We start from the raw sequence: 25,188 nt of genomic DNA on the forward strand, positions 1-25,188 counted from the left end.
ACTGTTCCAGCCCGGTCCGAAGCCATCTGTTAAACACAGCTGGCTTGCTTTGTATTACACCAGATTAGCATTCCAGACCAGCAGCACCCGAGCCTGGATGTAGGTCTCGTCCAGAAAGATATCCTCAGCCGGGTGCTTCTTGTTGTCCGATAGCATCTTGAATTTGTTCTTGCCCTTCAGTTGCAGGCGCTTGATGTACTGGAAGCCCTGGTAGGAGAAGAAGTAGATCCCGTCGCCGACGAATTCCTTGATGCTGATGTCAACCAGGCACGGGTCGCCATGCTTGATGGTTGGCGTCATGGACTGGCCCCAGCCCGTTATCATCTTCAGGTGGAAGTGCTCTTTGAACTCGACGCCCATCGCGCGGAGCTGGGAAGGGCTGACTCGCACGTCCTGAAGCATCTCGGGGAAGTCGTGGGCAACCTCACCGCCGCCGAGTGCGCCGCGAACATCGTAGTGGGCAATCCACACCTCATCACCGACCTTGCCGATGCCAGGTTTGTAGGCGTCGTTCGCCAGGACTTCGATTGTCCCTTCCGGCTCCTCGCCTTCTGCAACCGCCAGAAGCTTTTGCAGGCGATCTTCGCCCAGCTTCTTTCCCGCCAGCATCTCGCGAATCTTGTCAGCTGCTGATCCAGGTGCTGGAGCCTCGTCCGGTTCAGGCTCGCTATCGATCCCCGCTTCGAACGGCGCGTAGCCACGCAACTGATCGGTGGTAATCCCGAACAGCTCAGCCAGAGGGCGCACCTGCTTATCAGTCGGCTCTTTGATCCCTTTAGGCCCATTAGGCTTGAGGATTCGAGAGATTGTGGACTGGCCAACTTTGGACCGCGCAGATACTTCGACTTGGCTCAGGCCATCCCGCCGCATCAGTTCAGCCAGAATTTTATCAATGGTTTTATGCATAGGTGCAATCGTCGCCTTGCGCGGTGCATACATCAATAGAGGGGAGCGTTGACAGATATGCACCAGTGCATGATCATGTGCATAACTACAAAGGAGGCAGCCATGAGCGCTACCGATCTTCCGAAAAAACTGGATGCATTGCTGGGCGCTGGCATGACCTACAAGGCCATTGCAGAGCGCGCCAAATGCGACATCTCGACGATTTTCCGTATCCGTAACGGCCAAATCAGCAATCCCAGCTACATCGCCGGTAAGGCAATCGACCTTATGCACGATGAGCTGGCCAAGCCTGTTAAGCCGGCGGCGAAGAAAACCGCTGCCTAGCCACGCTTCGAGCTGAGCGAGATCGTCGCTTGCTCGAAGCCGCGCAGAGCTTCATCGCTCAACTGATCACGCAGCTGAGTGGCCTTTTGTTCGAACGCAGGCCAGAGCCTCATCTGAGAAGACAGGGGCAGGGTGGATGCCAAGGCACCCACGAAGCAACAGAGGGCGGTTATCTCGCCTTGCAGTTCGGAAGAGTCGGTCATGGATGCGTCCTTGATCTGTAGTAGCGAATTGGCATGAACCCAGAATACGAACGAGAGACCCTCATGGAAACGTCCAGTCCAAGACAAGCAGTTCAAACCCGCGACCAGGTGCTGATCGCCCACGCCCAGAACCAGATCGCGCGCACCAGCATGAGCCAGGACGACTTCGCCCAGGCGCTGAGTCGCGAACTGCATTCTTCGTGTGCGGAAAAGGCAATCGCCAAGGATGTTCCGGACTTCGAAGCGCTGACCAAGGCCAATGACGTGACCGAGTTCGTCAAGGCCACCGGGCGTTGGCTGAAGCGGGTGCAGCGCTGGCTATCGGCTGAAAACGACCTGCCGTCTTGGCTGGAAGAGTCGTGGGTAGACGCCTTGATCCCTGAGTACCGCGACCACTGCATCAACGAACTGGCAAGCCGTCATGGCCTGATCGGCGCTCGTCATCTGGATAGCGACCTATGCGCGAACAAGAGCTTCGGTGCGCTGATCCGCGCTCTGGGCGATGTGATCGACACCGGTAGCGAAGTCTTCGATGACCAGGTGATGTGCGAGCAGGACCTTCCTCACCTACCAGCGTTCGCCAAGCAGTGTCGTCAGGTTGAAGCGCGGGCAGGGGAGCTGGGGCGCAAGGCCGAGCAGTTGATGAACTCAGGTCGCCTGAAAGTCGTTTCCTGAATTCCAGGCACAAAAAAACCACCGGCCAGGGTGGTTCTTCAGCAAAGCAGTAAGCGAGAAAAATCATGACAAACATCGTCTCTTTTGACAAGTCCCGAGGGTTCACCCGAATGGACAACTCCGTTATGGAGGCGCTTTCCACCGTCGACCTGCCTGCGCGCGAGCTCCGCGTGGTGATGGCTATTGCCCGGCAAACAATTGGGTACCAGGTCGAAACGAAGCGCCTCACCGCCGACGATCTCGGCAAGCTGACCAACATGCGCCGGGATGTCACCTCGAAAGCCATCAGCCATCTGCTGGAGCGCCGAGTGATCTACCGCATCGGAGGGAGCCGTGGCGACATCGGGATCTCGCCTGTGTCTGAATGGGTCTTCTTCGAGCAAAAAAAGAAGAATCTCACTGAGACCAAAACGTCTCACTCAGACAATATCGTCTCACTGAGACAGGAACCGAGTGAGACCAAAACGGCAACTTGCCTTCCTTATTCAAAGAAAGAACAACCCCCTATAACTCTTCCTTCGGAAGAGATTATTACCCCCCAAGCCGAACCGGCCCGGGCGAAGCCTGATCGCAAGCCTGCATTCGGCCTGACCAACCTGCTGGCAGACAACCCGCACGGCCTGACCGAAGCCCTGTTGACCGACTGGCTCGCCCTGCGCAAGGCCAAGAAGGCCGCCGTCACCGCGACGGTCTGGAACTCCCTGAACGCCGAATTGGTGAAGTGCGCCGAGCTGGGCATCGCCGCTGACGTCGCCATGACTGAGGCCCTTTCCGCTGGCTGGCAGGGTTTCAAGGCGGCCTGGATCGCCAATCGCATCGCAGAACAGGCGACCTCATCGCCATCTCAATCCCGTCACCACGGTTTCGCAGGTCGCGATTACACCGCGGGCCTGAAACAACGGGAGGACGGCTCCTATGCGCTCTGAAAAGGTGGTTGCCATGTCAGACGTCAAACAGGCCGCAGGCCAACGTGTTCAGCCTGCGCACTGCGACGACCACGGGGCGTTCGACCAGCGCGTGACCGTGCTGCTGGGTCGGGAGATCGTGGGCCGCTGTCCGGAGTGCTACAAGGCCGAGCGCGCAGAGCGTGAAGCCAGGCATCAGGCCGAGGAGATCCGCATCAAGCGGGAAGCCATGGCAAAGAAACTGGGCGCAGCGCTGATCCCGAAGCGCTTCGCTGACCGCACCCTGGATAATTACCGCGTCGAGCACGAAGGGCAGCGCAAGGCCCAGGCGTTCTGCAAGCGCTACGTCGCGGCGTTCGCCGAGATCGAGAGGACTGGGCGCTGCCTGATGCTGCTGGGCCAGCCGGGCACAGGCAAGACCCACCTCGGCGCGGCCATGGCAAACGATCTGATGCGGACCACATCGGCCACTGCCGTGTACCGCACCGTCGGCAGCATCCTGCAATCGATCCGCGCCACCTACGGCAACAGCGAGCAATCCGAGGCAGACATCCTGTCGAGCCTGATCGAGCCTTCGCTGCTGGTCCTGGACGAGGTGGGGGTGAGCAAGGAGCAGCCGAGCGACTTCGAGCTGACGACCCTGTTCGCGATCATCAACGGCCGGTACGAGCAGATGCGCCCCACGGTCGTCATTTCCAACTTGAGCGGCGACCAGCTCCCCGCAGCCATGGGCGAGCGCTGTGTTGACCGCCTGCGCGAGGGGGGCGGGGTCGTGGTGCCTTTCGAGTGGGAATCGCAGCGCGGCAAGGAGGGTTTTTGATGAGTAACCGTATCTGGCTCTCGCTGGCCCTCATCGCCCTAGTTCTCGCCTATGGCGCCCATCACAAAGTACAGCGGGTCACTGCGCCTGCAAATGTACAGGGGGTGTTTCGATGAGCTGCCGTGAACAGTTTGAATCCCGCTTCCCGGTGCCAGAAGGGGTGGCTTGGAACCCGGAAACGTCCCGCTACGTTCTGGTGCACCTGAAGCGCGCAACCGTTACCACCTATGAGGCTCACGTTGAGCGCTGGATCGTTTGGCAGGCCTGCCGCGATTCGCTGGCAGTCACGCTGCCGGCGGTTCCTAAAGCACCAGAACCGCCCGAGGACGCCATCGATGACAGCTTCATGGATGCGCACTGTGCGGCCATCCGGATGCGCAACGCCTGCTATCTAGCAATCGAAGCAGCTGGCGTAAGGATTAAGCCATGAGGGGGGGCATTAAATGCGACACCTACCTCAAAGCGCTGGCGCTGACAAAGTTGGATGCATGGTGTGGCCAATGGGAGCAGCTCAGCGTGAGGGAAAGCCACCACCTTCGCCGCCTCGGGTTGTGGGCAAAAGCCACTGGCCTGGTCCAGCACGACCGCACCCTGCTGATCGCAAACGAGGTGAATTCATGACTTTCCTGATCTCCCACCAGACCCAGCCAACCAACAACACCTGCTTCTCGACTTGCATGGCGATGCTGAAGTGCATCCCGGCCGCCGTCGTAGTTGGTCAGATTCACGACTGGTATTACGCAGGCGATGTGAGCGTACGCCAGGTGCTGGAGCGGCTTGAGATCCCGTTCGAGTCATTCGATACCGCCGACCTGCCCAAGTTTGGCCATGACGGTGTGTACCTGGTGGCCGTTCCCTCGGTAAATCAGCCCGGCTGGATGCATCAGGTTCTGTGCGAGTGCTTCGCAGGGCAGTTCATCGTGCACGACCCATGCCGAGGCCTGCGCGGTGCTATGCACTACGTCGCCGCGCTCACGGAAGGCGCATTCAATGAGGTGAAGTTCCACGGGTACGTCATTGATGCGTTCATCCCACGCAGCTACCTGCTGGAGACATACGCATTCAAGGCTTCGGCGGGGGTGGCAGCATGACTGACAAGATCAGCATCAACTGCCAGTCCAAGCTCACCGAGGCCATCACTCGAATGACGGCGATGTATCGCGACAAGAAGTTCGTCGTGGTCTCGTTGCGCCCGGGCAAAGACCGCACGCTGGACCAAAACGCCTTGTGGTTCGCCATGTACCAGCGCATCGCCCAGATGACGCAAATTGGGGAAGTGGAGGATGCGCGACGGTACTGCAAGCTCCACTTCGGCGTGGCGATCCTGACTGCCGAGGATCCTGATTTTCGAAACAGTTGGTTCAAGACCATGCGGCACCTGTCCTACGCCGACAAGCTTGACCTGATGGGGTCCTGCACGCTGTTCGGCCCGGACGGCTTCCCGGTGACCAGGTTGTTCAACCGCGCCCAGGGCATCACCTACACCGACCGCATCGTGGCCGAGTTCAGCAGTAAAGGTGTGGTTTTCAGCGATTTGCTGGGCGAGGTGGCGGCATGAGCGACGGATTGGGAATCACCACGCAAACCACGGTATTTCTGTCAGTAGACAAGCTGGTTAAGGAGATGGATGCCGAAGACATAGCTGGTTTTTGCAGCGCGGTTGCACTCCGGCTGGACCAGCAGTTCGCGGAGCGTGCGGGGGCGGCGGGCGAATTTTCAAATGGCCTATCAGAAATGGGTGCTCGGTTTCTTGCCGAAGTCGTCACCAGCTTTTACCAGCGTCAACCGCGGGAGCCTCGCCAATGAAGACCTTTCAGGCCCTCATCAGTGCCTTGGCGACCATGCTCGAGCATGCCTACCACTCCAACCCTGGCGCACATCAGTTCGGGGGTGGGCTGTGATCCCTCGCTCCGAAAAGCCAATGCGGCCGAAGCGCTGCCATGTCTCTGGGTGCGGAGCAACCTTCACCCCGACGCGCAGCTTTCAGAAATGGTGCTCGCCGGATTGCGCGGTGGTGCTTGCACGCCAGGCGCAGGAGAAACAGCGCAAGTCGATTGCCCAGAGCGAGCGCCGCGAGATCAAGGTTCGCAAGGAGAAGTTGAAGAGCAGGTCGGATCACCTTCGCGAAGCCCAGGCCGCCGTGAACGAATACGTCCGCCTGCGTGACGCGCACCTGCCGTGCATCAGCTGCGACTCGATGCCGAACGACAGCGACCTGATGACGGGCAGCCGCTGGGACGCCGGCCACTACCGATCAGTCGGCGCCTGTCCCGAACTGCGCTTCGAGCCTCTGAACATCCACCGCCAGTGCGTGAAGTGCAATCGCAACCTGTCCGGCAATTCTGTCGAGTACCGGATCCGGTTGGTGCTGCGCATCGGTGCCGAAACCGTGGCATGGCTCGAAGAGCCTCATCAGCCCCGCAAGTACACCGTCGAAGAAATCAAAACCATCAAGGCCGAATACCGGGCCAAGACCCGAGAACTGAAGAGGGCTGCAGCATGAACTACCACAACGTGATATCCGCAGTAGTCCGGGCCTTGGCAGCCGAGACGATCAACAGTTCCGGCGGATGCAACGTCGAGCCCCGGATACAGGCCAGCAAGCTCAAGGGCGAGATATCCGGGAAGGATGCCGCGCTGTTGGCTGACTGCATCGTGCATAAGCTCTTGCACGCCCAGCTTTCCCCGAGGCACTGGAACGCCCTGGTGGCGAAATACAGCACGCACCGTGGCCGCAAGATTGATTCTATCGGCCGGCTGGTTGCCGTGGTGAAGACCCCGGCACCGCAGCGCTTCACGCAACAGGCCGTTCTCGTTTGGGCGGTACCGCAGCAGGTGAAGGGCATTCAGCGAACGGTAACCCAGATCAAGGCGCCGAAACACCGGGAGAACAAGGAGGAGGGGCAGTGGGATTGGCGCAACGCGGCAGCAGACGCTGATGTTGCACGGGCCAACAAGCATGCGCGCGCGGTAGCAGAGGACAAGCCCGGCGAGATGATCGTCCTGGCCGAATCGAACTACGACATGACGAACTGGGATTCCCAAGGACTTACAGAACGCACTTACCAGCGCTGGAACAAGGCCATCAAGGACGGCTTGGAGTCACTTGTGAACGAGGCTCTGGTCGAGGCGCAACACATGCTTGAAGCAGTCGGAGTGCTGGAAGGCGAGGCGGCATAAAATAGTCCCTCAAAAGGGCTTGCAATGTCATGTCGCCCTGTCGCATTATTCACCCATCCTGTCATTCCTGCGTGTGTAGGAGTGATGCAATAAGCCCGGCCACAGAGTTGGGCTTTTTTGTGCCCGCCAGAATGCAAAAAGCCCCGACATGATCGGGGCTTTTTCTTTAGCGCGGAAAAAAGAGAGGGCGACTCCAGAGGGTGCTGTAACACCCAGAGGAGACGCCAGATCGCAGATAGAGCCTGCAAGCCAGCCAAGGCCCTCACTGCTCGCGCGAGCGGGGCGGAGCCTAGCAGAAAATCAAAAGGCTTTGCAGATGTTGAAAGATTGCAGATGTGGAAAGTGCAAAAGACTTCTTGCCCGAATCGGTGAGATGACCGAGCTCCAGATCAAGTGTTCCCGGTGCGGGACGTTGAATCATGTGAGGGCCCAGAGCCCCGAGCTATCGCCTTTGAGCGACATGAAAGCGGAATCCTCCGCACAAAATCATTCGACTCAATAGGTAAAACCATGGCCTTTAACTTCGCCCCCTTCACTGGTGTTGGCAATCCGATTCTGCCGCCACTGACCAAGCTGACCCCAGGTCAGTACCTGAAGTCACCGTCCCAGCAGTACCAGCTGATCTTGCAAAACGACGGCAGTTTGGTGATCTACAACAACGGTGTTGCTGTTTGGTCGGCGCAAGAGCGCGAGACCTACTTCAAGTACTCAATTCCGGCAGAGGATCGCGCCAATAACTACATCGCGACCCAATACTACTTCCGGTTCAACGACGCCACACGTAATCGACTGTGGCTCACGACCAACACCAGCCCTTTGGGCGGAAACATCAACCTTGCGTACTTCCGCACGTACCTGAGCCTCCAGGATGATGGCAACCTGGTGATGAACGACTGCTTTCCGCTCTGGGCAAGCAACTCTTCGATCGAGGCATTTTCGTTGTACGCAACGGATATGGTCATCACCCCGGGCCAATCGCTGGTTCAAGGTCAGGTCTATCAGTCGGGCGTGAACCGAGTGATTTTCCAAGCCGATGGCAACCTAGTTATCTACGCTCCGAACAATGCCGTGCTCTGGCAGAGCGCTACCCAAGGCGCGACACAGGCACTCATGCAAACAGACGGCAACTTTGTCATCTACAACGGCGCCACAGTGCTATTCCAGACCGGCACCGGCGGAAATCCCGGCGCATATGCACGGATTCAGTCGAACGGTACATTCTCAGTGGCTATCGACAAGGCAGTTTGGGCTCGATTTGGCTTTACGCCAGTCATCGCCCCTCGCCGGAAATGGAAGCAGTGGGGGCCTTACACCCTGCCTGAGTTCACCTTCTGATTAACCCGTGGGGCCAGCCAAGCGCTGGTCCCCCGGCTCAATGATAAAGACGTCGATGGACTAGGGGGCTCTCCCCACACATTCTCAGGCCTCGCAGATGCGGGGCTTTTTCATGCCCAGTACGGAGTCGAGCGCATGGAGTTTTTTCACCGCCTGCTCGACAAACTCGACTGGCTTGTCGCAGGGCTGATCGGCGCAATCGTCGCCAGTTGGTGGCACAAGGATGACCTCAAGGACCTATGGTCCTGGGCGATCTTCCTCATCACTGGCATCGCCTGCGCGTTTTATCTCACCGGAATCGTCTGTGATCGCTTCAGCGTGACGGAGCCGAGTGACGTTGCTGGGGTCGGGTTCCTGCTCGGCGCGTTCGGTGGCTCTCTTATGGCCGCCATCAACCGAGCCATCAAAGCCGCTGACCTCTGGGCGCTCATCCGCCAGCGGTTCGGGGGAGGCAATCCACCATGAACCTTGAACTGATCAACTCCATCGCCTGCGGCCTGATCGCGTTGTGGGCCACCTGGTGCGTGCTGAGCGGAAAGGTCCGGGATGGGATCGTCGGCAAGATCATCTACTCGGCGATCGCCATAAGCGGTTTCGTTGTGATGACGCGCAACCAGACACTGTTCTTCGGCCCGACCAACGCCGGGCTGACGCTTCACGTATCCCTTTGCCTGGCTGGAGTACGCCACATGTTCATGGTCACGTATTGGGCTTCGGTGAAGAGGTGGATCTGCTCGAAGCTGAACTGCGAGCACTGCCTGCAGGATCCGCGCTTTGGTGCGCGGCCTGGGCAGGTTGATCGTCGCCGGCGGCCGCGCTGAGTCGCGCCACAAATTCAGATGCGTCCGTTCCGTGGCGCGAGTTCTTCCAGAGGGCAACATCATGGACAACCAGCACAAGAAGATCACTGGCTACCGCGATCTGACGCAGTCGGAGATCGACGGCATGAACTCCATCAAGGCTCTTGAAGCCGATGCGGGTGAACTCTTTAAGCAGATCGGCCAAATCGAGGGGGTTGACCCGCGCCTGCTCGCGTTGGCGAAGACCAATTTGCAGCAAGGCTTCATGTGGTTCGTGCGGTCAATTGCCAAACCTGCTGATCCATTCAGCTGAGGTCCGCATGACGACCATCGCCTACAAAGACGGCGTCATCGCCTATGACTCCCAGATCACCCGGGGAGACCTCATCACCTATGACGACTACGAGAAATGCCTGGAACGAGAAGGGGTGAAGTTCTTCTGCTCTGGTGCTGTCTCGGATTATCCGCGCCTGGTGGATGTGTACTTCGGTGCGAAGCCAGACGGCAACATCGATGTCTCTGCCCTGGTACTGGATGGCGACAAGCTGATGATGGTCGCGGTGGATGACACGAGCGGCCTGTGGAAGGCTCCGGTCATGATGGATCGGCCATATGCCATCGGCAGTGGGACGCCTTACGCTTTCGCGGCGATGGACATGGGCGCAACGGCTGTGCAGGCGGTAGAGATCGCGGCCAAGCGCGATACCAGCACTGGCGGGATCATCCGCACGGTGGTCATCCTCGAAGGAGGGCAGCATGTTCCGACCACTCCCGCCGGAATCACTGCTTGAGGCGTCGGAACTGTCCATGCTCGGCACACGGCTGACGCCAGCGCCTGAAGTGTGGGAGTGGATAGGCGAGACGATCCTCGCCGACACCGGCAACATTCACAACCCCGATCACGCACATCTGCTCGATGCGCCAGTAAAGATCCTGTGGGCCTCGTCCTGTTTCGAGAAACAAGGCCGCACGGTGCTCGGCCAGGCTGAGTCAGTGATGCTCCGTGCAGGGGGATGGCAGAAGGCTCGCCAAGAGCAGCAGATGATTGACTGGTTCGGCGAGGTACCGGACTTCCTCATCACCCTGGCTGCTGACTACTGCGCCCAGTGTTCCGACGCCGAGTTCTGTGCCCTGGTTGAGCATGAGCTTTACCACATTGCCCAGAAGCTCGATCAGTACGGTGCCCCCAAGTTCAGAGAGGACGGGACGCCCAGCCTGATGCTGCGTGGTCACGACGTCGAAGAGTTCGTTGGTGTGGTCCGCCGCTATGGCGCGAGCAACGATGTTCAGCAGCTCATCGACGCTGCAGCACAGCCGCCCGAGGTGGCAAAGATCAACATTGCGAGGGCCTGCGGAACCTGTCTGCTCAAGTCGGCCTGATTCTGTGACAGGTTTTGACGGATGAATCCCATATGGCAGTGCTACGAAGCGAGGTCAAAGCCTTCATTGTGCAGGCGCTGGCCTGCTTCGATACGCCGTCTCAGGTGGTAGCTGCGGTCAAGACTGAATTCGGGCTCGACATCAGCCGTCAGCAGTGCGAGTCGCATGACCCAACGAAGTTCGCCGGGCAGAAGCTGGGCCAGAAGTGGGCAGAGCTGTTCCATCAGTGCCGAGCAAGGTTTCGTGAAGAGACTGCGGATATCCCGATCGCCAACCGCGCCTATCGACTGCGCACGCTTGGACGCATGGCCGAGAAGGCCGAGACCATGAAGAACATGGCGCTGACTGCCCAATTACTGGAGCAGGCTGCGAAGGAGGTGGGCGACGTCTATGTGAATCGCCGCCTCGAACCTGAAAAGCCGCTGGGCTCCCAAGCTGATCAGCAGCATGCGGTTGCTGAGTACAAGCTGGAGCCTGACGAGGATGTACCGACTACCCCGTACTTATGATGCGCCGGTAAAGCTGACACCGAAGCAGGCGAACATTTACGTGTGGGGCTTTCAGCCTCAGGCCCGGTTCCGCGATGCGGTCTGCGGCCGCCGATTCGGCAAGACATTCCTCGGTAAGGCAGAGATGCGCCGCGCGGCCAGGCTGGCTGCGGAGTGGGGCGTAAGCGTAGAAGATGAGATCTGGTACGGCGCGCCGACCTTCAAACAGGCCAAGCGCGTGTTCTGGCGGCGCCTCAAGCAGGCGATCCCGGAAGCATGGCGCGCTCACCGTCCAAACGAGACGGAATGCTCGATCACGCTCAAGTCGGGCCACGTCATGCGCGTGGTCGGGCTCGATAACTACGACAACCTGCGCGGCTCTGGGCTGTTCTTTGTCCTGGTGGACGAATGGGCGGACTGCCCATGGGCTGCCTGGGAAGAAGTCCTGCGCCCGATGCTCTCGACGTGCCAGTACACGCTCCCGAGCGGAGAGACCCGAAAAGGCGGCCACGCGCTGCGGATCGGCACGCCCAAAGGCTTCAACCATTGCTACGACACGTATCTGGATGGGCAGGAAGGCGGCGAGCCAGACCACAAGAGCTGGCAGTACACCTCGCTCCAAGGCGGCAACGTGCCGGCGGATGAGCTGGAAGCCGCACGGCGGAAGATGGACCCGCGAACCTTCCGGCAAGAGTACGAAGCCGGGTTCGAGAGCTATTCGGGCGTCGTTTACTACACGTTTAACCGCAAAGAGTGTGCCACCACTGAGCGCATTAAGCCTGGCGAGGCGCTGCACATCGGCATGGACTTCAACGTCATGAAGATGAGCGCGGTGGTGTTCGTAGTGCGTGATGGACTGCCACTGGCGCTTGATGAGCTGCACAAAGTGCGGGACACGCCCGAAATGATCGAAAAGATCCAGGCGCGGTTCCCCGGCCACGAAATCGCCGTTTACCCCGATGCCAGTGGCCAAAACACCAGTAGCAAGAACGCCAGCGAGTCTGATCTGTCGCTGCTCAAGAAAGCTAACTTCACCGTCGTTGTGGATTCCACCAACCCAGGTGTGAAAGACCGGGTGAACTCGATGAACGCCATGTTTTTGAACACCTACGGTGAGCGCCGCCTAAAGGTCAACATCGACCAGTGCCCACAGTTCACCCAGTGTCTGGAACGGCAGACCTACACAGACAAGGGCGAGCCTGACAAGGACCCGAAAAAGGGCCACGACCACATGAACGATGCTGCTGGCTACTTCATTGCCAAGCGCTACCCGATCAAGTCACAAACTTCCGGCATGCGCCGTATAGGAGGCCTTGCCTGATGCCTGTTCAATCGACAAACCCCGAGTACGACGTCCACCTGCCAGAGTGGCAGATGATGGACGACGCGCTCGAAGGTGAGTGCGCTATCAGTCGCAGCGCGAAGTATCTGCCCAAGCCATCTGGAATGGTCGAGGCAGAAAAGATCGACGCCGTAGGTAACGCCTACCTCTACAAAAACTACCGTGATCGCGCCCAGTACGAGCATTGGGTGCGCGACTCTCTCCGCTCGATGATGGGCCTGGTCTCTCGGCTCATTCCCGAGATCAGCTTGCCGTCGGGCCTGAAGGATCTGGAAGACAACGCCACCGCCGACGGCTTCGACTTGAAGCAGCTATTCCTGCGCATGGTTCGCCAGACGGTCTCACACGGGCGCATACCGCTGGTAGTGAATGTCGATGACAGCGGCAAGCCGTACTTTTCGACCTACGCCACCCGCAACGCCATCAACTGGGACACTGCCGATCAAGGCGGCCGGCAAGATCTGGTGCTGGCGGTGTTCCGCGAGTTCCGGCGCAAGACAGAGGATCGGTACAGCCACGAATGCGTGACGGTCTACCGTGAGTTCTACATGGCGGGGAACGTCTGCTACACGGCAGTGCGCAACGAGGGCGGCGAGCTGATTGAGGACGAGCGACCACTTGGCACGATTGGCAACAACAATCAGCTGGTACGCGGTCTGGGTTACCTGCCAGTCATCTACTGCGGTTCCACCGACAACTCCCCAGACGTCGACGAGGTGCCGTTGCTGACCATGGCACGGGCTGCCGTGAAGTCTTACCAACTCAGCGCCGACTACTTCACCGCGCTGCACCAGACCAGCCACCCGCAGCCTTGGGTCGCAGGCTTGGATGACAAGGTGGAACTGAGCGTTACCGGTCCCTCGGCAGCTTGGGATCTTGGCCCTAACGGGTCATGCGGTTATCTGGAGTTCCAAGGCGCCGGCATCCAAGCGGTTCGCACCGCGATGGGTGACCAGAAGAGCGCCGCGCTTGAGGCTGGCGCCAAGGTGATGGACGCGACCGGTGGCACAGAGTCTGGCGAGGCTCGCAAGACGCGCCAAGACGATCAGCACGCCACGTTGCACAGCATCGTCATCACGGTGGCTGCTGCTATCGAGCAGGGCCTGCGCTACGCCGCCGAATGGACGGGCTACAACCCAGACGAGGTAGCGTTCAAGGTCAAGCCTGAGTTCGACATCCCCGAGGTGGACGCCCAGGTGTTGGCCGAGCTGCAAAAGGCTGTGACTGCCGGCGGCATTAGCTGGGACACCTACTGGCAGTACCTGACCACCGGGAAGCTACCGGAGCGGGCCTATGACGAAGAAGCCACGCTGGTCAGCGAAGAAACTGACCAGGCGCGCGGCCTGAACCTGGACCAGAACGATGGCAGCGACACCAGTGCTCAACCCGAACAGCCAGCTGTTGGAGCAGACGACGCGGCATAGCGTCATGCTCGAGCGGCTCAAGGCCGGCGAGGTGAAGAAGTTCGAGAAGTACCTGCGCCAGATCGACACGGTTGTGCGTGACCAGTTGACCCGCACAGAGCTGACCACCTACAGCCGGCAGCGTTTGGAGGAATTTCTTGGGCGCGTCGACGGCAAGCTGCTGGACATCTACAAGGCCTACAGCGACGTGGTGCAGGCCGATCTAGTCGACATCGCGCTGTACGAGTCCACGTTTGAGGCCAACAGTCTGGGGCATGCGCTGTCCATTGACGCTGTCGTGCCGACCAATGCAATCATCAGAGCGGCAGTTTTTGCCTACCCGTTGCAGGTGACAGGGCTGGATGGTGGGAAGCTGCTCAAATCCTTCATCAGCGGATGGACTCGGTCTGAGTCGATGCGGGTGACCAATGCGATCCGCTTGGGCTTCGGGCAAGGCCAGACCAATGCCGAGATCGTGAAGGCGATTCGCGGCACCGCTGAGCAGAATTTCACCGACGGAGTGTTGGCCGTCAGCAACCGCAACGCCAGGGCGGTGGTGCAGACCGCCATCCAGCACGTGGCCACAACGGCCCGCATGGAGACTCTGAAAGCCAATCAGGATGTTGTGCTGGGCTACCGGTGGGTCTCGACCCTCGACAAGAAGACCAGCGCCCAGTGCAAGAGCCTGGATGGCCGGGTATTCCAACTGGGAAAGGGGCCGTTGCCGCCGGCGCACATCAACTGCCGGTCGACCACGGTGCCTAGCACCAGGTTGTCAGCTACTTTCTCGAAAGGCGCCACCCGGGCATCGGTTGGTGATTCAGGAGGCGGGCAGGTCGACGCAGGCCTGAGCTACTACGACTGGCTCGCGACCCAATCGGCCAGCTTCCAAGATACTGCTCTGGGCCCGGTGCGGGGGAAGCTTTTCCGCGATGGTGGCCTGACACCCGACAAGTTCGCAGCGTTGCAGCTAAGCACCAACTTCAAGCCGCTGACGCTGGAGCAGATGAAAGCGCTGGAGCCGAAAATATTCGAGCGAGCCGGTGTAAACTGACTGCCCATCACACTAGGGCGCGTCATGATCATCGTCGAGCACGGCAGCGGGGAAAACCCCGAGGCAAATAGCTACACCGACACCGACGCGCTGAGATCCCACGGCGATTATTACGGGTTTCCGGTGCCTGCGGATGACGCGGGCCGGGCTGAGTATTTGCTGAGAGCTGTGAACGCCATGGCGGCGATGCAGTGGAAAGGTCAGCCCGCATCGGCCCTCCAGCCCCTGGCCTGGCCGCGCGACGGGATCGTGCTTGCTGGGGAATTCCTCAGCAAAAAGCTGATTCCTTACGGCATCCGCCATGGTCAGACCATGCTGGCCATCGAGCTCTACGCCGCTGATCAGGGGATTGAGCTGCGGGAGCCCACGCATTTATTCGACGGTAAGAAGCGGGTGCCTCTGACGCGCAGCACAGCAGATCACCGCAATCATCCTCCTCTGTGGGTGGAAAGCAGGACGCAATTCGCCGATTACCTCGCTTTGCGGGGGCTGAGCATCGTTCGATAACAAGATCCGGAAATTTACAGACCTCGGCCATGCCGGGGTTTTTTTATGCCTGCAAAGCGGGAAATCAAACCCAAGGGGTGCACCAAGTGGCTGACGAAAACCAGATTGATCTTGAAGACCAGGCCGTAAAAGACGCCATCGCGGCAGCCGTTGAAGCTGCGACCGCCGGGCTCAAGAACAAAAACTCCGAGCTGCTTGGCAAGCTCAAGACCTCCACGACCGAACTGGAAGGCTTCAAAACCCAGTTCGAGGGCCTGGACATCAATGCGGTGAAAGGCCTGCTCGCCAAGGTCGGACAGGACGAAGAGACCAAGCTGATTGCCGAGGGCAAGCTGGACGAGGTCATTACTCGTCGTACCGAGCGCCTGCGTGGCGACTACGACAAGCAACTGGCTGCCGAGAAGACTCGCGCAGATAAGGCAGAAGCCTTCGCCGCGCGATACAGCGACAAGGTGCTGGCCGATTCCATCCGCGCCGCTGCTATCAAGGCCGGCGCGCTGCCCGAGGCTGCCGAGGACATCATCCTGCGCGCCAAGGGCACCTTCAAACTCAGCGAAGACGGCGAGGCGATCGCCACCGATCGTGATGGCGAGGTCATCTACGGCAAGGACGGCAAGACGCCTCTGTCGCCGCTCGAATGGGCGGAATCGCTGCGTGAGACAGCAACACACCTCTGGCCAAGGGCTCAGGGTGCCGGGCAGACCGGCGACAACGGTGGCAAGGCCACGAAGAAATGGGGCGAGTACACGGAGTCCGAGCGCGCCGCGCTGGCCCGCGACAACCCCGATGCGTTCAAAAAACTCTTGGCCACCAAAGGAACCTAATCCATGGCAACGACCCAACTGGCGGACATCTTTGTCGCCGACTATTACGGCACTATCGCGCCGGTCAACTCCCCGGAAAAGACTGCGGTCTTCGAATCCGGGATCATCGTCAAGTCGCCTGAGCTGGACGCCATCGCGCAGAACGGCCAAGGCACCTCGGAAATCAGCTACTGGCAGGATCTGGACGCTGACGAGGAGCCCAACATCTCCAACGACAACCCGGACGACCTGGGCGAAGTCGGCAAGGCAGAGCAGGGCACCATGCGCGCCCGTACGCTCTACCTCAACAAAGGCTATGGCGTTGCTGACCTGACGTCCGAACTGGCCAACACCGAGCCGATGCAGCACATCCGCAACCGCTTCGGCACCTACTGGACCCGCCGCTGGCAGCGTTACCTGCTCGGCGCGGCCCGCGGCGTGATCGCATCGAACATTGCGAACGACGCCGGTGACATGGTGGTGGACGCCGGTGCGACCATCAGCGCCGGCGCCTTCCAGGATGCTGCTTTCACCTCTGGTGACGCCGCCGACGTGTTCTCCGCGATCGGCGTGCACTCCGTAGTGATGAACCAGATGGTCAAGCAGGACCTCATCGAGTATCTGCGCGACTCCGACGGCCGCATCATCCTGGCCACTTACCTGGGCAAGCCGGTGTTCATGGACGACAGCCTCGTCTACGGCGCCGGCCGCTATCTGTCGGTGTTCTTCGGCCAAGGGGCGTTCGGCTACGGCGAGGGCACCCCAGCCGTTCCGGTCGAGCTCGAGCGCAAGCCCGGCGGCGGCAACGGTGGCGGTGCTGAGGTCCTGTGGGAGCGTAAGACGTTCATCCTGCAGCCTGCTGGTTTCAGCTGGAAAGGCAGCAACAACCAGAACCTGAGCCCGACCGCCACTCAGTACGCTGCTGCTGCGAACTGGGAGCGCGTCTTCGACCGCAAGCAGGTTCCGTTCGCCGCCGTAATCAGCGGCACCACCACCCCGTAATCCAACTGTGACGGGGCGTCTTCGGGCGCTCCAGCACAAGGGAGCGAATCATGAAAGTGATCTACACGGACAAGCCGGGCACCGAGCCTGGTGTGTGCTATCGACTGCTCAGTGAGTTCTTCGGGGTGATCAGCGCGGCAACCGATGTTTTCGTTCAAGGCGACAACCCCAACATCATCGAGGCCTACAAGCGAGCAGGCATTAAGGTCACCGGCGGCGACGAAAACGGACTGCGTACTGACGGCCCGACTGTTGCTGAATATGTAGAGGCCGGCTACCAGGCGAGCAATTACCCGCCAGTGGGCTATGCCTCGCGCAGCACTGCTGAAGAAATTGAAGCAGCCATTGCCGCTCAGAAGCCTATGGCTGACAGCGATACTGAAACCGACCCGCTGAAAATGAAGGTCGACGACCTGAAAGCTTGGCTGACCGCCAAGAACATTGCGTTCGACGCCACGGCCAAGAAAGAAGACCTACAGGCCTTGGTGCCAGCGAAATAAGGACAAGCACATGACCGACTTCATCACCGTGGCCGATGTCGATGCTCAGTTCGGGCCTGACTGGGCGGGCACCGGTGATGCGGTCCTTGCCGTGGCGATGGCGAATGCCTGGCTCACGGCCAAGATTAATAGACCCGTTGCCGATCCGACCCCTGACGCCATTAAGCTTGCAGGCGCTCAGGTTGCGAAGGAAGCGGCGGCGGGCAATCTGTACAAAGCGACCCAAAAGGAAGTGCTGAGCAAGACGGTATCGGCTCAGTCTGGCACGTCCATCAGCAAGACCTATGCGGAAGGCTCGACCGACCTGTCCGCCGGCGAAAACTTTGCGCTGGCTCTACTTGCTCCATGGGTCAAACGGTCGGGCACCATCATGCTCAAGCGGGTGTAGCCATGGGGATGCGCGAAGAGCTTCAGGCCGAACTGGCCGAAGCATTTGATGATCCGGACGGGCTTGGCGATGCAGTTAGTCCTGTCGAAGGCTCGCGCAAGTCCAGCCCTGTTTACGACCCATCTACCGGCACCACGACAGGCGGAACGGTGAACTACACCGGGCGCGGCGTGTTCGGCAGCTACCTTGCGAAGGAAATCGACGGCTCACTGATCCAAACCACAGACGTGAAGCTGCTGATCCTCCAGAACGAGTTATTCGTTTCTGTTGCTGGGCTGCCAACAAGCACCTCGGCCGAGCCGAAAATCGGCGACGTGATCGGCGGTAAGCGGGTGCTGAATGTGGATCAGGATCCTGCGGCCGCAACTTGGACCGTTCAACTGAGGAAATGACATGGGTTCGAAGAGCTCTGGGCAGTCCGGCAGCTTCGCGCTGAGCCTAGCCCAGTTCGCCGAGCAGGCCAAGGAAGCAATCGACGCCAGCCTGCGCGAGATCATCATCGAGTTGGGCAGCAGCGTGATTCGCATGTCGCCCGTGGGCAACCCGGAGATCTGGGCAGTAAACGTCGCGCATCGAGCAAAGAACAAAGCCGAGGCTGATGCCTACGACGCGCATGTAGAAGTGCGCAATGTCATCACCTCGCTGACGCCGAGCAACTTCACCCGCAACGGCAACTTGAAGCGCGGCGTCAAGTACGCCAAACCGCTTACCAAGGCCGAGCGGGTGCAGAACTTCAACGTGAACGGCCTGGTGTCCGGCCAGGACTACGTCGGCGGGCGTTTCCGTGGCAACTGGATGTTCAGCATCGGGTCGCCGGACAGCACCACGACGACCGAGGTCGATCCGACGGGTCGGAAGTCCACGGCGCGCATCGTCGACGGCGCAATCGAGTTCAAGGCAGGCGACACGGCCTACATCACCAACTCGCTGCCGTACGCGATCCCGCTCGAGTTCGGGCATTCCCAGCAGGCGCCCGGCGGCATGGTCCGCGTCACAGTCGCACGCTTCCAGCAGATCGTGCTGGAGGCCATCAGGAACAACCAGGTATGAGCCACCAGATCATTCGTCGCATTTACGAGCAGCGTCTTGCATCTTGGGCAGGTCCGCGCGGCTTGCGGATCGCTTATCAGGGCGTTGCGTTTGAGCCCGCCGACGATGAGACCTATCTGCGCGCCTTCACGCTGCCCGCAGGCACCAACACCCAGACACTGGAGGGCACGGACCGGATCTACACCGGAGTCTTTCAGATCAGCGTTGTTTCTCCCGCTGGCAACGGCACCGGCGATGCCGAAAGCTTGGTCTATGAACTCGACGAGCTGTTCCCGACATTCCTGAGACTGGCGCAGGGCGACTTCGAAGTGATGGTGCTGACGCCAGTTGAGCCCGGCCCCGCAATCGAGGACAGCGCAACGCTCACGGTGTCGGCGTCATTCCAGTATCGCGCCGACCGCGCATAACCCGCCCATTGGGCAAACCCTGAACCCCGCCGAGTGCGGGGTTTTCATTTCTGCGAAGAGGAAACACCCATGGGCTACAAACTCCCCAACGGCGCAACCATCCAGCACGGCGCGACTTACGCTGCCGAACTGGCTTTCGCCGTGATCTCCAATGCCTCGGAAGCGGTCGCTACCGTCGTTGGCGGCACCCTGTCGGCCGGCGACATCGTCCTGGTCACCTCGGCATGGTCCCGCCTCAACAACCGCGTGGTGCGCGTCAAGGCGGCAACCGCCACCGCGATCACCCTGGAAGGGATCGACACTACTGACGCGCAGCTTTTTCCGGCGGGCAGCGGTGCCGGCACCCTCAAGAAGGTGCTGACTTGGGTTGCCGTGCCGCAAGTTGTGGATGTGAACTACTCCGGCGGCGACCAGAACTACACCGATGTGGTTTTTCTGGAGGATGATCAGGGTCGTCAGATCCCGACCGACAAAGCCGCATCGAGCATGGCGCTGACTATCGCTGATGATCCTGCGCTCCCGCACAACGCGGTGTTGTCGAAGGCCGACGCCAAGAAGCAGATTGAGGCCGCTCGTATGAACCTGCCCGGCAACGACACTATTTTTTACGGGACCTACACCTCCTTCTCCAAGCAGCCGACCATCGCTCGCAACAACGTGATGGCGCGCACGGTGAATCTGGCGCTGCAGGCTGAGCCAACTCGTTACACCACCGCAGCGGGCGGGGCGTAATTCATGGCTCGGTTCAAGATTGCCCAAAACCCGACCTTCCAGGCGGACGTGGACATTCCACGTGTTGGCGGTACGGTGCAGGCCGTTCCGTTCGAGTTCAAGTACCGCGACCGTGAGGAGCTCGCGGAATTATTCGCGAGCTGGAACAAGGCGGCCAAGCATGACCAGGACCGGCTGAAGGATCTCGGTGATGACATCACCATCATAGATGTGACCCTGGCCGACATTGACCGCCAAGTTGCGCAAGTCACTGAACTGGTCGTGGGCTGGGGCTTCGATGACAAGCTGTCGCCGGAGACCATCCGCGCTCTAGTCAAAACCTCGGCCGGCGCCGCTGACGCAATTGTGAAGGCGTATCAGAACGCTTTCGCAGTGGCCCGCCTGGGAAACTGAAAGAGGTGGCGCAGGCACTGTACTCGCCTGCGGCACCACCTGAGCAACTTGCGTTGTTTGGTCTTTCCGCTGTCGACCTTGATGAGACCATCGAGATCCTGCCTGACAACTGGCCCGCGTTCATCGTCATGGAGGCGATGGGGACCCAGTGGCGTACCGGAATGGGTGGTGCCAGTGGCCTTGACTACGCCGTTGTGCCCGCCGTCATGTCCCTCGTCAACATTCCCAAGAAAACCAGAAACCAGGTGTTCCACGACCTACGGGTAATGGAGGCCGAGGCGTTGCTCGTCATGAGCGAATCGAAATAGCGGAGCACTCATGTCGGGCACAATCGCCGAACTCGGGATAGCGGTAGATTCGGGTGATGCCGTCCAGGCGGCGACCGATCTGGACAAACTCACGGAGGCGGGGGCCAGTGCGGAAAAAGCGGCTGACGGCGTCACCACCGGCTTCAAGAAGACCGCTGATGCGGCTGACAAGCTCGCGGAGGCTGAGGCCCGCGCTGCGCAGGCGACTGCGGATGCCAAGGCACGCCTGCTGGAAACTGCCCAAACGTCGCTGAAAAACAGCGAATACTACCAGCGTCTGACCACCAGCGTGACCAGCACTGCCGGCGCAATGGACGTCAGCCGTGATTCCACTGCGAGCCTGCTCGCGCTGCAGAAGCGCATGCAGGCTGAGTCTGATGCTCTGGTCGGCACGACGCAGAACAACGCCAAGGCGGCCAAGGATGCGGCGGCGGCCACCGGTGTACAGGCCGAGGGGTTGCAGGCGCTGCTGGGCAAGATCAGCCCGGCCTTGGCGGCGCTCCAAAAGCTGGATGAGCAGCAAGAACTGCTGAACAAACACCGCGCCGCCGGCAACCTTGGCGACGACGACTTCAAAACATTCTCGGCATCTATTGACGCCGCGCGGCAGAAGGTTAAGGGCCTGGGCGACGAGACATCGAAGTTCAGCCTGAACACCAAGGGCGCTCGGGAGAACGTTCTTCAACTGGGCAACGCCCTGGCCGAAGGCAACTTCCGCGTCGCCGCACACAACCTGCTGGAGATCGGCTCAAGCGCTGGCACATCGGCGCTGCGCCTGGCGGCCATCCTCGCGCCCCTTGCTGCTGTGGCTGCCGTTGTCGCTACCTTGGGCATTGCCTACTACAAAGGCGGCGAGGAGGCCGACAGCTACAACAAGGCGCTGATCTCCACCGGCAGCGCCGCCGGCGTCAGCGCATCGCAGCTTGGCGGCCTGGCGCGTCAGGTCAGCGCTGTAGTGGGCACCACCGGCCAGGCAGCGGAAGTACTCGCCACATTGGCAGCCAACGGCAAGATCGCTGGCGACAGCTTTGGCGCGATCACCCAGGCCGCCATTGGGATGCAGGAAGCGACCGGCACCGCAATCAGCGCGACCATCGCTGAGTTCGTGAAGCTGGCCGACGACCCAGTGAAGGCGTCCGCCGCGCTCAACGAACAATATCACTACCTGACGGCGTCCGTTTATTCGCAAATCGCTGCGCTGGAAGAGCAGGGCAACCACGCCGCAGCAGTGAAGCTCGCGACCGAGCAGTACGCCGATGCGATCAACGAACGCACCCCTAAGATCCTTGAAAATCTCAGCTTTTGGGAGCGCGGCTATCTCGCCGTAGTCAAAGCCGCTGATGGGCTGAAAAACCTTGGTCGCCCTGATATCGACGCCGATATCGCTAATGCCGAGAAGGATCTTGCGGCGGCTCAGGCCGGGGATGTCGGCCTTTTCCAGAACAAGCAGGAGATGGTCGAGTACTACACCGACCGGCTCAACTTCCTCAAGGACACCAAGGCGGCCAATGCCGACATTGCGAAATACGATGCCGAGCAGGCGAAAGCGCAGCAGGATTCGATCGGGGCCATGTCCAAGATCGATGCGCTCACCAAGTCCTCCTGGACCAACGAGCAGAAGCGCACCGAGGCGGTAAAGGAATACAAGAAGTGGCTTGACGACATCCGGAAGACCGATCCGAATGACTCCCGCCTCAATCAGGCGACCGTCGACAAGAACATCGCCAATATCAACGACAAGTTCAAGGACCCGAAAGGCCCGGCGAACCAGTTGAACCTGACCGGGTTCAACGATGCCCAGAACAATCTCAAGTCGATCACCAGCTACTACCAGAACCTCGAAAAGGAGCTGGATTCGGCGCAGAAGGCCGGACTGGTGTCGGCTGAGTCGTACAGCAGTCAGCGCGTGGCGATCGTTGAACAAGAGAAAGGCGACGTCACCGCAGCCTACGAGGCTGAGATCGCCGCCCTTGAGGCAGTGCGCGACAAGTCATCGACAACCGGCCAGCAGCGCATCCAGCTCGACCAGAAGATTGCCGACGCGCGCACCAGCATGGTCAAGGCGCAAAAAGAAGCTGACACGCAGCTGGAGGTCTTGGCCAACAACGAGACGGGCCGGATCGACAAACAAACCCGCTCGATCGCTCAGTACCTGCAGGCCCTGGGTCAGCAGCAGAAAGCCCTGGAGCTTGCTGGGCAGCGCGCCGTGCTAGGCGTTGGCCGGGGTGATCGGCAGAACGCGCTCGATGCTCAGTTGAACGCGCAGCAGGACCGATTCGCACAGCAGACCCTGGAACTGGCGAATCAAAAATCCGATCCGTCGCGCAACATGTCCGAGGAAGAATTCGCCAAGAAATCGCAGGCTCTGGCCGACGCCAACAAAAAGGCAACTGACCAGATCCAGCAGAACTATGCCGACGTCCAGGTCGCCCAGGGCGATTGGACGAAGGGCGCAACGTCTGCATGGGAAAACTACCTCGACAGCGCACGCGATATCGCGGGCCAGACGAAGTCGCTGTTCACCAACGCCTTCAGCAGCATGGAGGATGCGGTCGTCAACTTCGCGCTTACCGGAAAGCTGTCGTTTTCGGACTTCGCGAAATCGATCTTGGCAGACATGGCGCGCATCGCAACGCGACAGGCTTCGTCCGCGCTGCTGAGCTCCCTGTTTGGGGCCGGGCTGAGTTACTTCTCGGGCGGCGCCAACGGCTTCGCATCAGGGTCTGCTGCAGCGACGTCATCGAGCCTCGGCGCATCGCAGGCCGGGTATTCGTCCACCTACTTCCCACAGGCCGACGGTGGCGCCTGGCTCAACGGCGTGCAGATGTTCGCCAATGGCGGCGCGTTCACCAACAGCGTCGTCAGTTCGCCAACCGCGTTTGGGATGGCGGACGGCAAGTTGGGCGTCATGGGAGAGGCCGGCGATGAGGCAATCATGCCTCTGACCAGGACCTCAAGCGGCGCCCTTGGCGTTCGCGCCGTCGGCGGCGGGGGCGGATCGAACATCCAGATCAGCGCGCCGGTGAGCATCATGACTCAGGACCGAAGCTCTGAGGGCATGGAACTCGACCAGGCGGCGCTCGCGCAAAACCTGCAACTCCAGATCAAGCAAGCGGCTGAAAAAGCAGTTGCTGATTCGTGGCGCCCGGGCGGCGTTAGCTTCCGGCAGACAAGGACCTGACATGGCAATCGAGACATTCAGCTGGCCCACCCAGACTGGGGACGCGCCCGATATCACCTATCGGGTGCGAAAGTCTCAGTTTGGCGACGGCTACCAGCAGATCACGGCAGACGGCCCGAACAACAAGGAAGGTTCCTACCCGATCACCTACACCGGTCACAGGACCAAGGTGCTGGAGATCATGGCCTTCTTCGATCGCCATGCTGGCGCCAAGGCGTTTCTCTGGACTACGCCGCTCGGCGAACTGGGCCTGTACACCTGCGAAAAGCCCGTTCCGGTCCCAATCGGCGGCGGGCAATTCAAGTTGACCGCAAACTTCAACCAGGCTTTCCACCCGCAAGGAGTCGACAGTGCCTCTACTTAGCGACCTGCAGGTCCTGGAGCCGGGCAGCGAGGTCGTGTTGTTTGAACTGGATGGCAGCGACTACGGCGCAGACGTCTTGCGTTTCCACGGCCATCGCATCCCCTACAGCGCGCAAGAGCTGATCGCCGCAGGTGCCGATGCTGATCAGCTGCCGGCCAAGCCGATCTTCTGGCAGGGCGAGGAGTACGGCGCCTGGCCGGTTCAGATCGACGGCATTGAGGCCAATGGCGACGGCACGGCTGTGCGGCCAACGCTCGCAGTCGGCAACGTCAACGGCAGGATCACGGCGCTGTGCCTGGCGTTCGAGGATCTGCTGGAGTTCAAGGTCACCATGCGCCACACGATGGGAAAATACCTGGACGCGGCGAACTTTCAGGCAGGAAACCCCGAGGCAGATCCCACTCAGGAATCCATCGAGGTCTGGTATCTGGATCAGAAGACCAATGAGGATGGCGAGACCGTTTCGTGGGAGATGGCCAGCCCGGGCGACGTCGGCGGCGAGAGCATCGGTCGGCAGATGACCACGCTCTGCCATTGGTGCATGACTGGAGGGTATCGCGGCCCGAACTGCGGCTACACCGGCCCGTACTTTGACAAGGACGGTAACGCTACCGACAACCCCGAATTGGACGAATGCAACGGCCTGCTCACCACCGGCTGTGAGCCGCGCTGGGGGGCGAACAACGAGTTGCCATTCGGTGGCTTCCCCGCCGTTTCCCTGATTGCTCGGAGCTGACC

The 25,188-nt window shown here is 60.3% G+C and carries 37 protein-coding genes; 35 read left to right on the forward strand and 2 right to left on the reverse strand.

The window, feature by feature from the left end; translation table 11 throughout:
• Nucleotides 1–54 precede the first annotated feature (54 nt).
• A complete protein-coding gene (locus NPS29_RS12585) occupies nucleotides 55–906 on the reverse strand; it encodes a LexA family transcriptional regulator (RefSeq protein WP_274132917.1) in 852 nt (283 codons plus the stop codon).
• 102 nt (nucleotides 907–1,008) lie between these two features.
• Between NPS29_RS12585 and NPS29_RS12590 the strand changes: the two genes are divergently transcribed.
• Nucleotides 1,009–1,230, forward strand: a complete 222-nt coding sequence (locus tag NPS29_RS12590; RefSeq protein WP_274132919.1) for a helix-turn-helix domain-containing protein — start codon at nucleotides 1,009–1,011, stop codon at nucleotides 1,228–1,230.
• On the opposite strand, the gene NPS29_RS12595 is transcribed toward NPS29_RS12590, so the two are convergent.
• Nucleotides 1,227–1,433 (reverse strand): hypothetical protein, encoded by a 207-nt coding sequence (locus NPS29_RS12595; RefSeq protein ID WP_274132920.1) that lies wholly within the window; start codon nucleotides 1,431–1,433, stop codon nucleotides 1,227–1,229. The genes NPS29_RS12590 and NPS29_RS12595 overlap by 4 nt on opposite strands.
• A gap of 63 nt (nucleotides 1,434–1,496) precedes the next feature.
• On the opposite strand from NPS29_RS12595, the gene NPS29_RS12600 reads away from it, so the two are divergent.
• The 34 genes from NPS29_RS12600 to NPS29_RS12765 all read left to right on the forward strand — a co-directional run bounded on the left by NPS29_RS12600 (nucleotide 1,497) and on the right by NPS29_RS12765 (nucleotide 25,186).
• Nucleotides 1,497–2,108, forward strand: a complete 612-nt coding sequence (locus NPS29_RS12600; protein WP_274132922.1) for a hypothetical protein — start codon at nucleotides 1,497–1,499, stop codon at nucleotides 2,106–2,108.
• A 65-nt stretch (nucleotides 2,109–2,173) separates the two neighbouring features.
• Nucleotides 2,174–3,034 carry a replication protein gene (locus tag NPS29_RS12605; RefSeq protein ID WP_274132924.1) on the forward strand — a complete coding sequence of 287 codons (861 nt, stop codon included), beginning with the start codon at nucleotides 2,174–2,176 and terminating at the stop codon, nucleotides 3,032–3,034.
• A complete protein-coding gene (locus tag NPS29_RS12610; protein ID WP_274132926.1) occupies nucleotides 3,024–3,833 on the forward strand; it encodes an ATP-binding protein in 810 nt (269 codons plus the stop codon). Before NPS29_RS12605 ends, NPS29_RS12610 begins: the two co-directional genes overlap by 11 nt.
• Before the next feature lie 112 nt (nucleotides 3,834–3,945).
• Nucleotides 3,946–4,263: a hypothetical protein gene (locus NPS29_RS12615; protein WP_274132928.1), complete on the forward strand. Its 318-nt coding sequence runs from the start codon at nucleotides 3,946–3,948 to the stop codon at nucleotides 4,261–4,263.
• Between the two features lie 187 nt (nucleotides 4,264–4,450).
• Nucleotides 4,451–4,924, forward strand: a complete 474-nt coding sequence (locus NPS29_RS12620; protein WP_274132930.1) for a hypothetical protein — start codon at nucleotides 4,451–4,453, stop codon at nucleotides 4,922–4,924.
• Entirely contained in the window at nucleotides 4,921–5,391 is a 471-nt protein-coding gene (locus NPS29_RS12625) for a hypothetical protein (RefSeq protein ID WP_274132931.1), read from the forward strand. Before NPS29_RS12620 ends, NPS29_RS12625 begins: the two co-directional genes overlap by 4 nt.
• Nucleotides 5,388–5,639 carry a hypothetical protein gene (locus NPS29_RS12630; RefSeq protein WP_274132932.1) on the forward strand — a complete coding sequence of 84 codons (252 nt, stop codon included), beginning with the start codon at nucleotides 5,388–5,390 and terminating at the stop codon, nucleotides 5,637–5,639. The genes NPS29_RS12625 and NPS29_RS12630 overlap by 4 nt, the downstream gene beginning before the upstream one ends.
• Nucleotides 5,640–5,754: 115 nt before the next feature.
• A complete protein-coding gene (locus NPS29_RS12635; RefSeq protein WP_274132934.1) occupies nucleotides 5,755–6,336 on the forward strand; it encodes a recombination protein NinG in 582 nt (193 codons plus the stop codon).
• Nucleotides 6,333–7,013, forward strand: coding sequence for a hypothetical protein (locus tag NPS29_RS12640; RefSeq protein WP_274132935.1), 681 nt, complete (start codon nucleotides 6,333–6,335; stop codon nucleotides 7,011–7,013). Before NPS29_RS12635 ends, NPS29_RS12640 begins: the two co-directional genes overlap by 4 nt.
• Nucleotides 7,014–7,329: 316 nt before the next feature.
• The gene (locus tag NPS29_RS12645; RefSeq protein WP_274132937.1) at nucleotides 7,330–7,515 is read left to right on the forward strand and encodes a Com family DNA-binding transcriptional regulator; all 186 of its coding nucleotides are present in this window, start codon (nucleotides 7,330–7,332) and stop codon (nucleotides 7,513–7,515) included.
• Nucleotides 7,516–7,523: 8 nt separating this feature from the next.
• The gene (locus NPS29_RS12650) at nucleotides 7,524–8,348 is read left to right on the forward strand and encodes a putidacin L1 family lectin-like bacteriocin (RefSeq protein WP_274132939.1); all 825 of its coding nucleotides are present in this window, start codon (nucleotides 7,524–7,526) and stop codon (nucleotides 8,346–8,348) included.
• Nucleotides 8,349–8,483: 135 nt separating this feature from the next.
• Nucleotides 8,484–8,813 carry an MFS transporter gene (locus tag NPS29_RS12655; protein ID WP_274132941.1) on the forward strand — a complete coding sequence of 110 codons (330 nt, stop codon included), beginning with the start codon at nucleotides 8,484–8,486 and terminating at the stop codon, nucleotides 8,811–8,813.
• A complete protein-coding gene (locus NPS29_RS12660; protein WP_274132943.1) occupies nucleotides 8,810–9,169 on the forward strand; it encodes a hypothetical protein in 360 nt (119 codons plus the stop codon). The genes NPS29_RS12655 and NPS29_RS12660 overlap by 4 nt, the downstream gene beginning before the upstream one ends.
• A gap of 61 nt (nucleotides 9,170–9,230) precedes the next feature.
• Complete coding sequence (locus NPS29_RS12665; protein ID WP_004573849.1) at nucleotides 9,231–9,461, forward strand: DUF7681 family protein; 231 nt, start codon at nucleotides 9,231–9,233, stop codon at nucleotides 9,459–9,461.
• A 7-nt stretch (nucleotides 9,462–9,468) separates the two neighbouring features.
• On the forward strand, nucleotides 9,469–9,939 hold the full coding sequence (locus NPS29_RS12670) for a proteasome subunit beta (RefSeq protein ID WP_274132945.1): 471 nt from the start codon (nucleotides 9,469–9,471) through the stop codon (nucleotides 9,937–9,939).
• Nucleotides 9,905–10,528 carry a putative metallopeptidase gene (locus tag NPS29_RS12675; protein ID WP_274132946.1) on the forward strand — a complete coding sequence of 208 codons (624 nt, stop codon included), beginning with the start codon at nucleotides 9,905–9,907 and terminating at the stop codon, nucleotides 10,526–10,528. The genes NPS29_RS12670 and NPS29_RS12675 overlap by 35 nt, the downstream gene beginning before the upstream one ends.
• Before the next feature lie 32 nt (nucleotides 10,529–10,560).
• Complete coding sequence (locus tag NPS29_RS12680; RefSeq protein WP_274132947.1) at nucleotides 10,561–11,037, forward strand: DUF2280 domain-containing protein; 477 nt, start codon at nucleotides 10,561–10,563, stop codon at nucleotides 11,035–11,037.
• Nucleotides 11,012–12,337, forward strand: a complete 1,326-nt coding sequence (locus NPS29_RS12685) for a terminase (RefSeq protein WP_274132949.1) — start codon at nucleotides 11,012–11,014, stop codon at nucleotides 12,335–12,337. The genes NPS29_RS12680 and NPS29_RS12685 overlap by 26 nt, the downstream gene beginning before the upstream one ends.
• Nucleotides 12,337–13,782, forward strand: coding sequence for a DUF4055 domain-containing protein (locus NPS29_RS12690; RefSeq protein ID WP_274132950.1), 1,446 nt, complete (start codon nucleotides 12,337–12,339; stop codon nucleotides 13,780–13,782). Before NPS29_RS12685 ends, NPS29_RS12690 begins: the two co-directional genes overlap by 1 nt.
• A complete protein-coding gene (locus NPS29_RS12695) occupies nucleotides 13,721–14,815 on the forward strand; it encodes a minor capsid protein (protein WP_274132952.1) in 1,095 nt (364 codons plus the stop codon). Before NPS29_RS12690 ends, NPS29_RS12695 begins: the two co-directional genes overlap by 62 nt.
• 24 nt (nucleotides 14,816–14,839) lie before the next feature.
• Entirely contained in the window at nucleotides 14,840–15,322 is a 483-nt protein-coding gene (locus tag NPS29_RS12700) for a DnaT-like ssDNA-binding protein (RefSeq protein WP_274132954.1), read from the forward strand.
• Between the two features lie 86 nt (nucleotides 15,323–15,408).
• Nucleotides 15,409–16,146 (forward strand): hypothetical protein, encoded by a 738-nt coding sequence (locus NPS29_RS12705; RefSeq protein ID WP_274132955.1) that lies wholly within the window; start codon nucleotides 15,409–15,411, stop codon nucleotides 16,144–16,146.
• A 3-nt stretch (nucleotides 16,147–16,149) separates the two neighbouring features.
• Nucleotides 16,150–17,127, forward strand: a complete 978-nt coding sequence (locus NPS29_RS12710; RefSeq protein WP_274132956.1) for a major capsid protein — start codon at nucleotides 16,150–16,152, stop codon at nucleotides 17,125–17,127.
• 50 nt (nucleotides 17,128–17,177) lie between these two features.
• Nucleotides 17,178–17,627, forward strand: a complete 450-nt coding sequence (locus NPS29_RS12715) for a HeH/LEM domain-containing protein (RefSeq protein WP_274132957.1) — start codon at nucleotides 17,178–17,180, stop codon at nucleotides 17,625–17,627.
• A gap of 10 nt (nucleotides 17,628–17,637) precedes the next feature.
• Nucleotides 17,638–18,015 (forward strand): hypothetical protein, encoded by a 378-nt coding sequence (locus NPS29_RS12720; protein WP_274132958.1) that lies wholly within the window; start codon nucleotides 17,638–17,640, stop codon nucleotides 18,013–18,015.
• A 2-nt stretch (nucleotides 18,016–18,017) separates the two neighbouring features.
• Nucleotides 18,018–18,407 carry a hypothetical protein gene (locus NPS29_RS12725; RefSeq protein ID WP_274132959.1) on the forward strand — a complete coding sequence of 130 codons (390 nt, stop codon included), beginning with the start codon at nucleotides 18,018–18,020 and terminating at the stop codon, nucleotides 18,405–18,407.
• A gap of 1 nt (nucleotide 18,408) precedes the next feature.
• On the forward strand, nucleotides 18,409–19,065 hold the full coding sequence (locus NPS29_RS12730) for a hypothetical protein (RefSeq protein ID WP_274132960.1): 657 nt from the start codon (nucleotides 18,409–18,411) through the stop codon (nucleotides 19,063–19,065).
• Nucleotides 19,062–19,472 carry a phage tail terminator-like protein gene (locus NPS29_RS12735; RefSeq protein ID WP_274132961.1) on the forward strand — a complete coding sequence of 137 codons (411 nt, stop codon included), beginning with the start codon at nucleotides 19,062–19,064 and terminating at the stop codon, nucleotides 19,470–19,472. The genes NPS29_RS12730 and NPS29_RS12735 overlap by 4 nt, the downstream gene beginning before the upstream one ends.
• Before the next feature lie 69 nt (nucleotides 19,473–19,541).
• Entirely contained in the window at nucleotides 19,542–20,204 is a 663-nt protein-coding gene (locus tag NPS29_RS12740; protein ID WP_274132963.1) for a phage tail protein, read from the forward strand.
• Nucleotides 20,205–20,207: 3 nt separating this feature from the next.
• Complete coding sequence (locus tag NPS29_RS12745; protein ID WP_274132964.1) at nucleotides 20,208–20,597, forward strand: phage tail assembly chaperone; 390 nt, start codon at nucleotides 20,208–20,210, stop codon at nucleotides 20,595–20,597.
• Between the two features lie 5 nt (nucleotides 20,598–20,602).
• Complete coding sequence (locus NPS29_RS12750) at nucleotides 20,603–20,905, forward strand: DUF1799 domain-containing protein (protein WP_274132965.1); 303 nt, start codon at nucleotides 20,603–20,605, stop codon at nucleotides 20,903–20,905.
• Nucleotides 20,906–20,915: 10 nt separating this feature from the next.
• Nucleotides 20,916–24,086, forward strand: a complete 3,171-nt coding sequence (locus NPS29_RS12755; protein ID WP_274132967.1) for a phage tail tape measure protein — start codon at nucleotides 20,916–20,918, stop codon at nucleotides 24,084–24,086.
• Between the two features lies 1 nt (nucleotide 24,087).
• Nucleotides 24,088–24,450: a phage tail protein gene (locus tag NPS29_RS12760; RefSeq protein WP_274132968.1), complete on the forward strand. Its 363-nt coding sequence runs from the start codon at nucleotides 24,088–24,090 to the stop codon at nucleotides 24,448–24,450.
• Nucleotides 24,437–25,186 (forward strand): phage minor tail protein L, encoded by a 750-nt coding sequence (locus tag NPS29_RS12765; protein WP_274132970.1) that lies wholly within the window; start codon nucleotides 24,437–24,439, stop codon nucleotides 25,184–25,186. Before NPS29_RS12760 ends, NPS29_RS12765 begins: the two co-directional genes overlap by 14 nt.
• The last annotated feature ends 2 nt before the right edge of the window (nucleotides 25,187–25,188 follow it).

The organism is Pseudomonas putida (genome assembly GCF_028682175.1).
In the GTDB taxonomy this organism is placed as follows: domain Bacteria; phylum Pseudomonadota; class Gammaproteobacteria; order Pseudomonadales; family Pseudomonadaceae; genus Aquipseudomonas; species Aquipseudomonas putida_AD.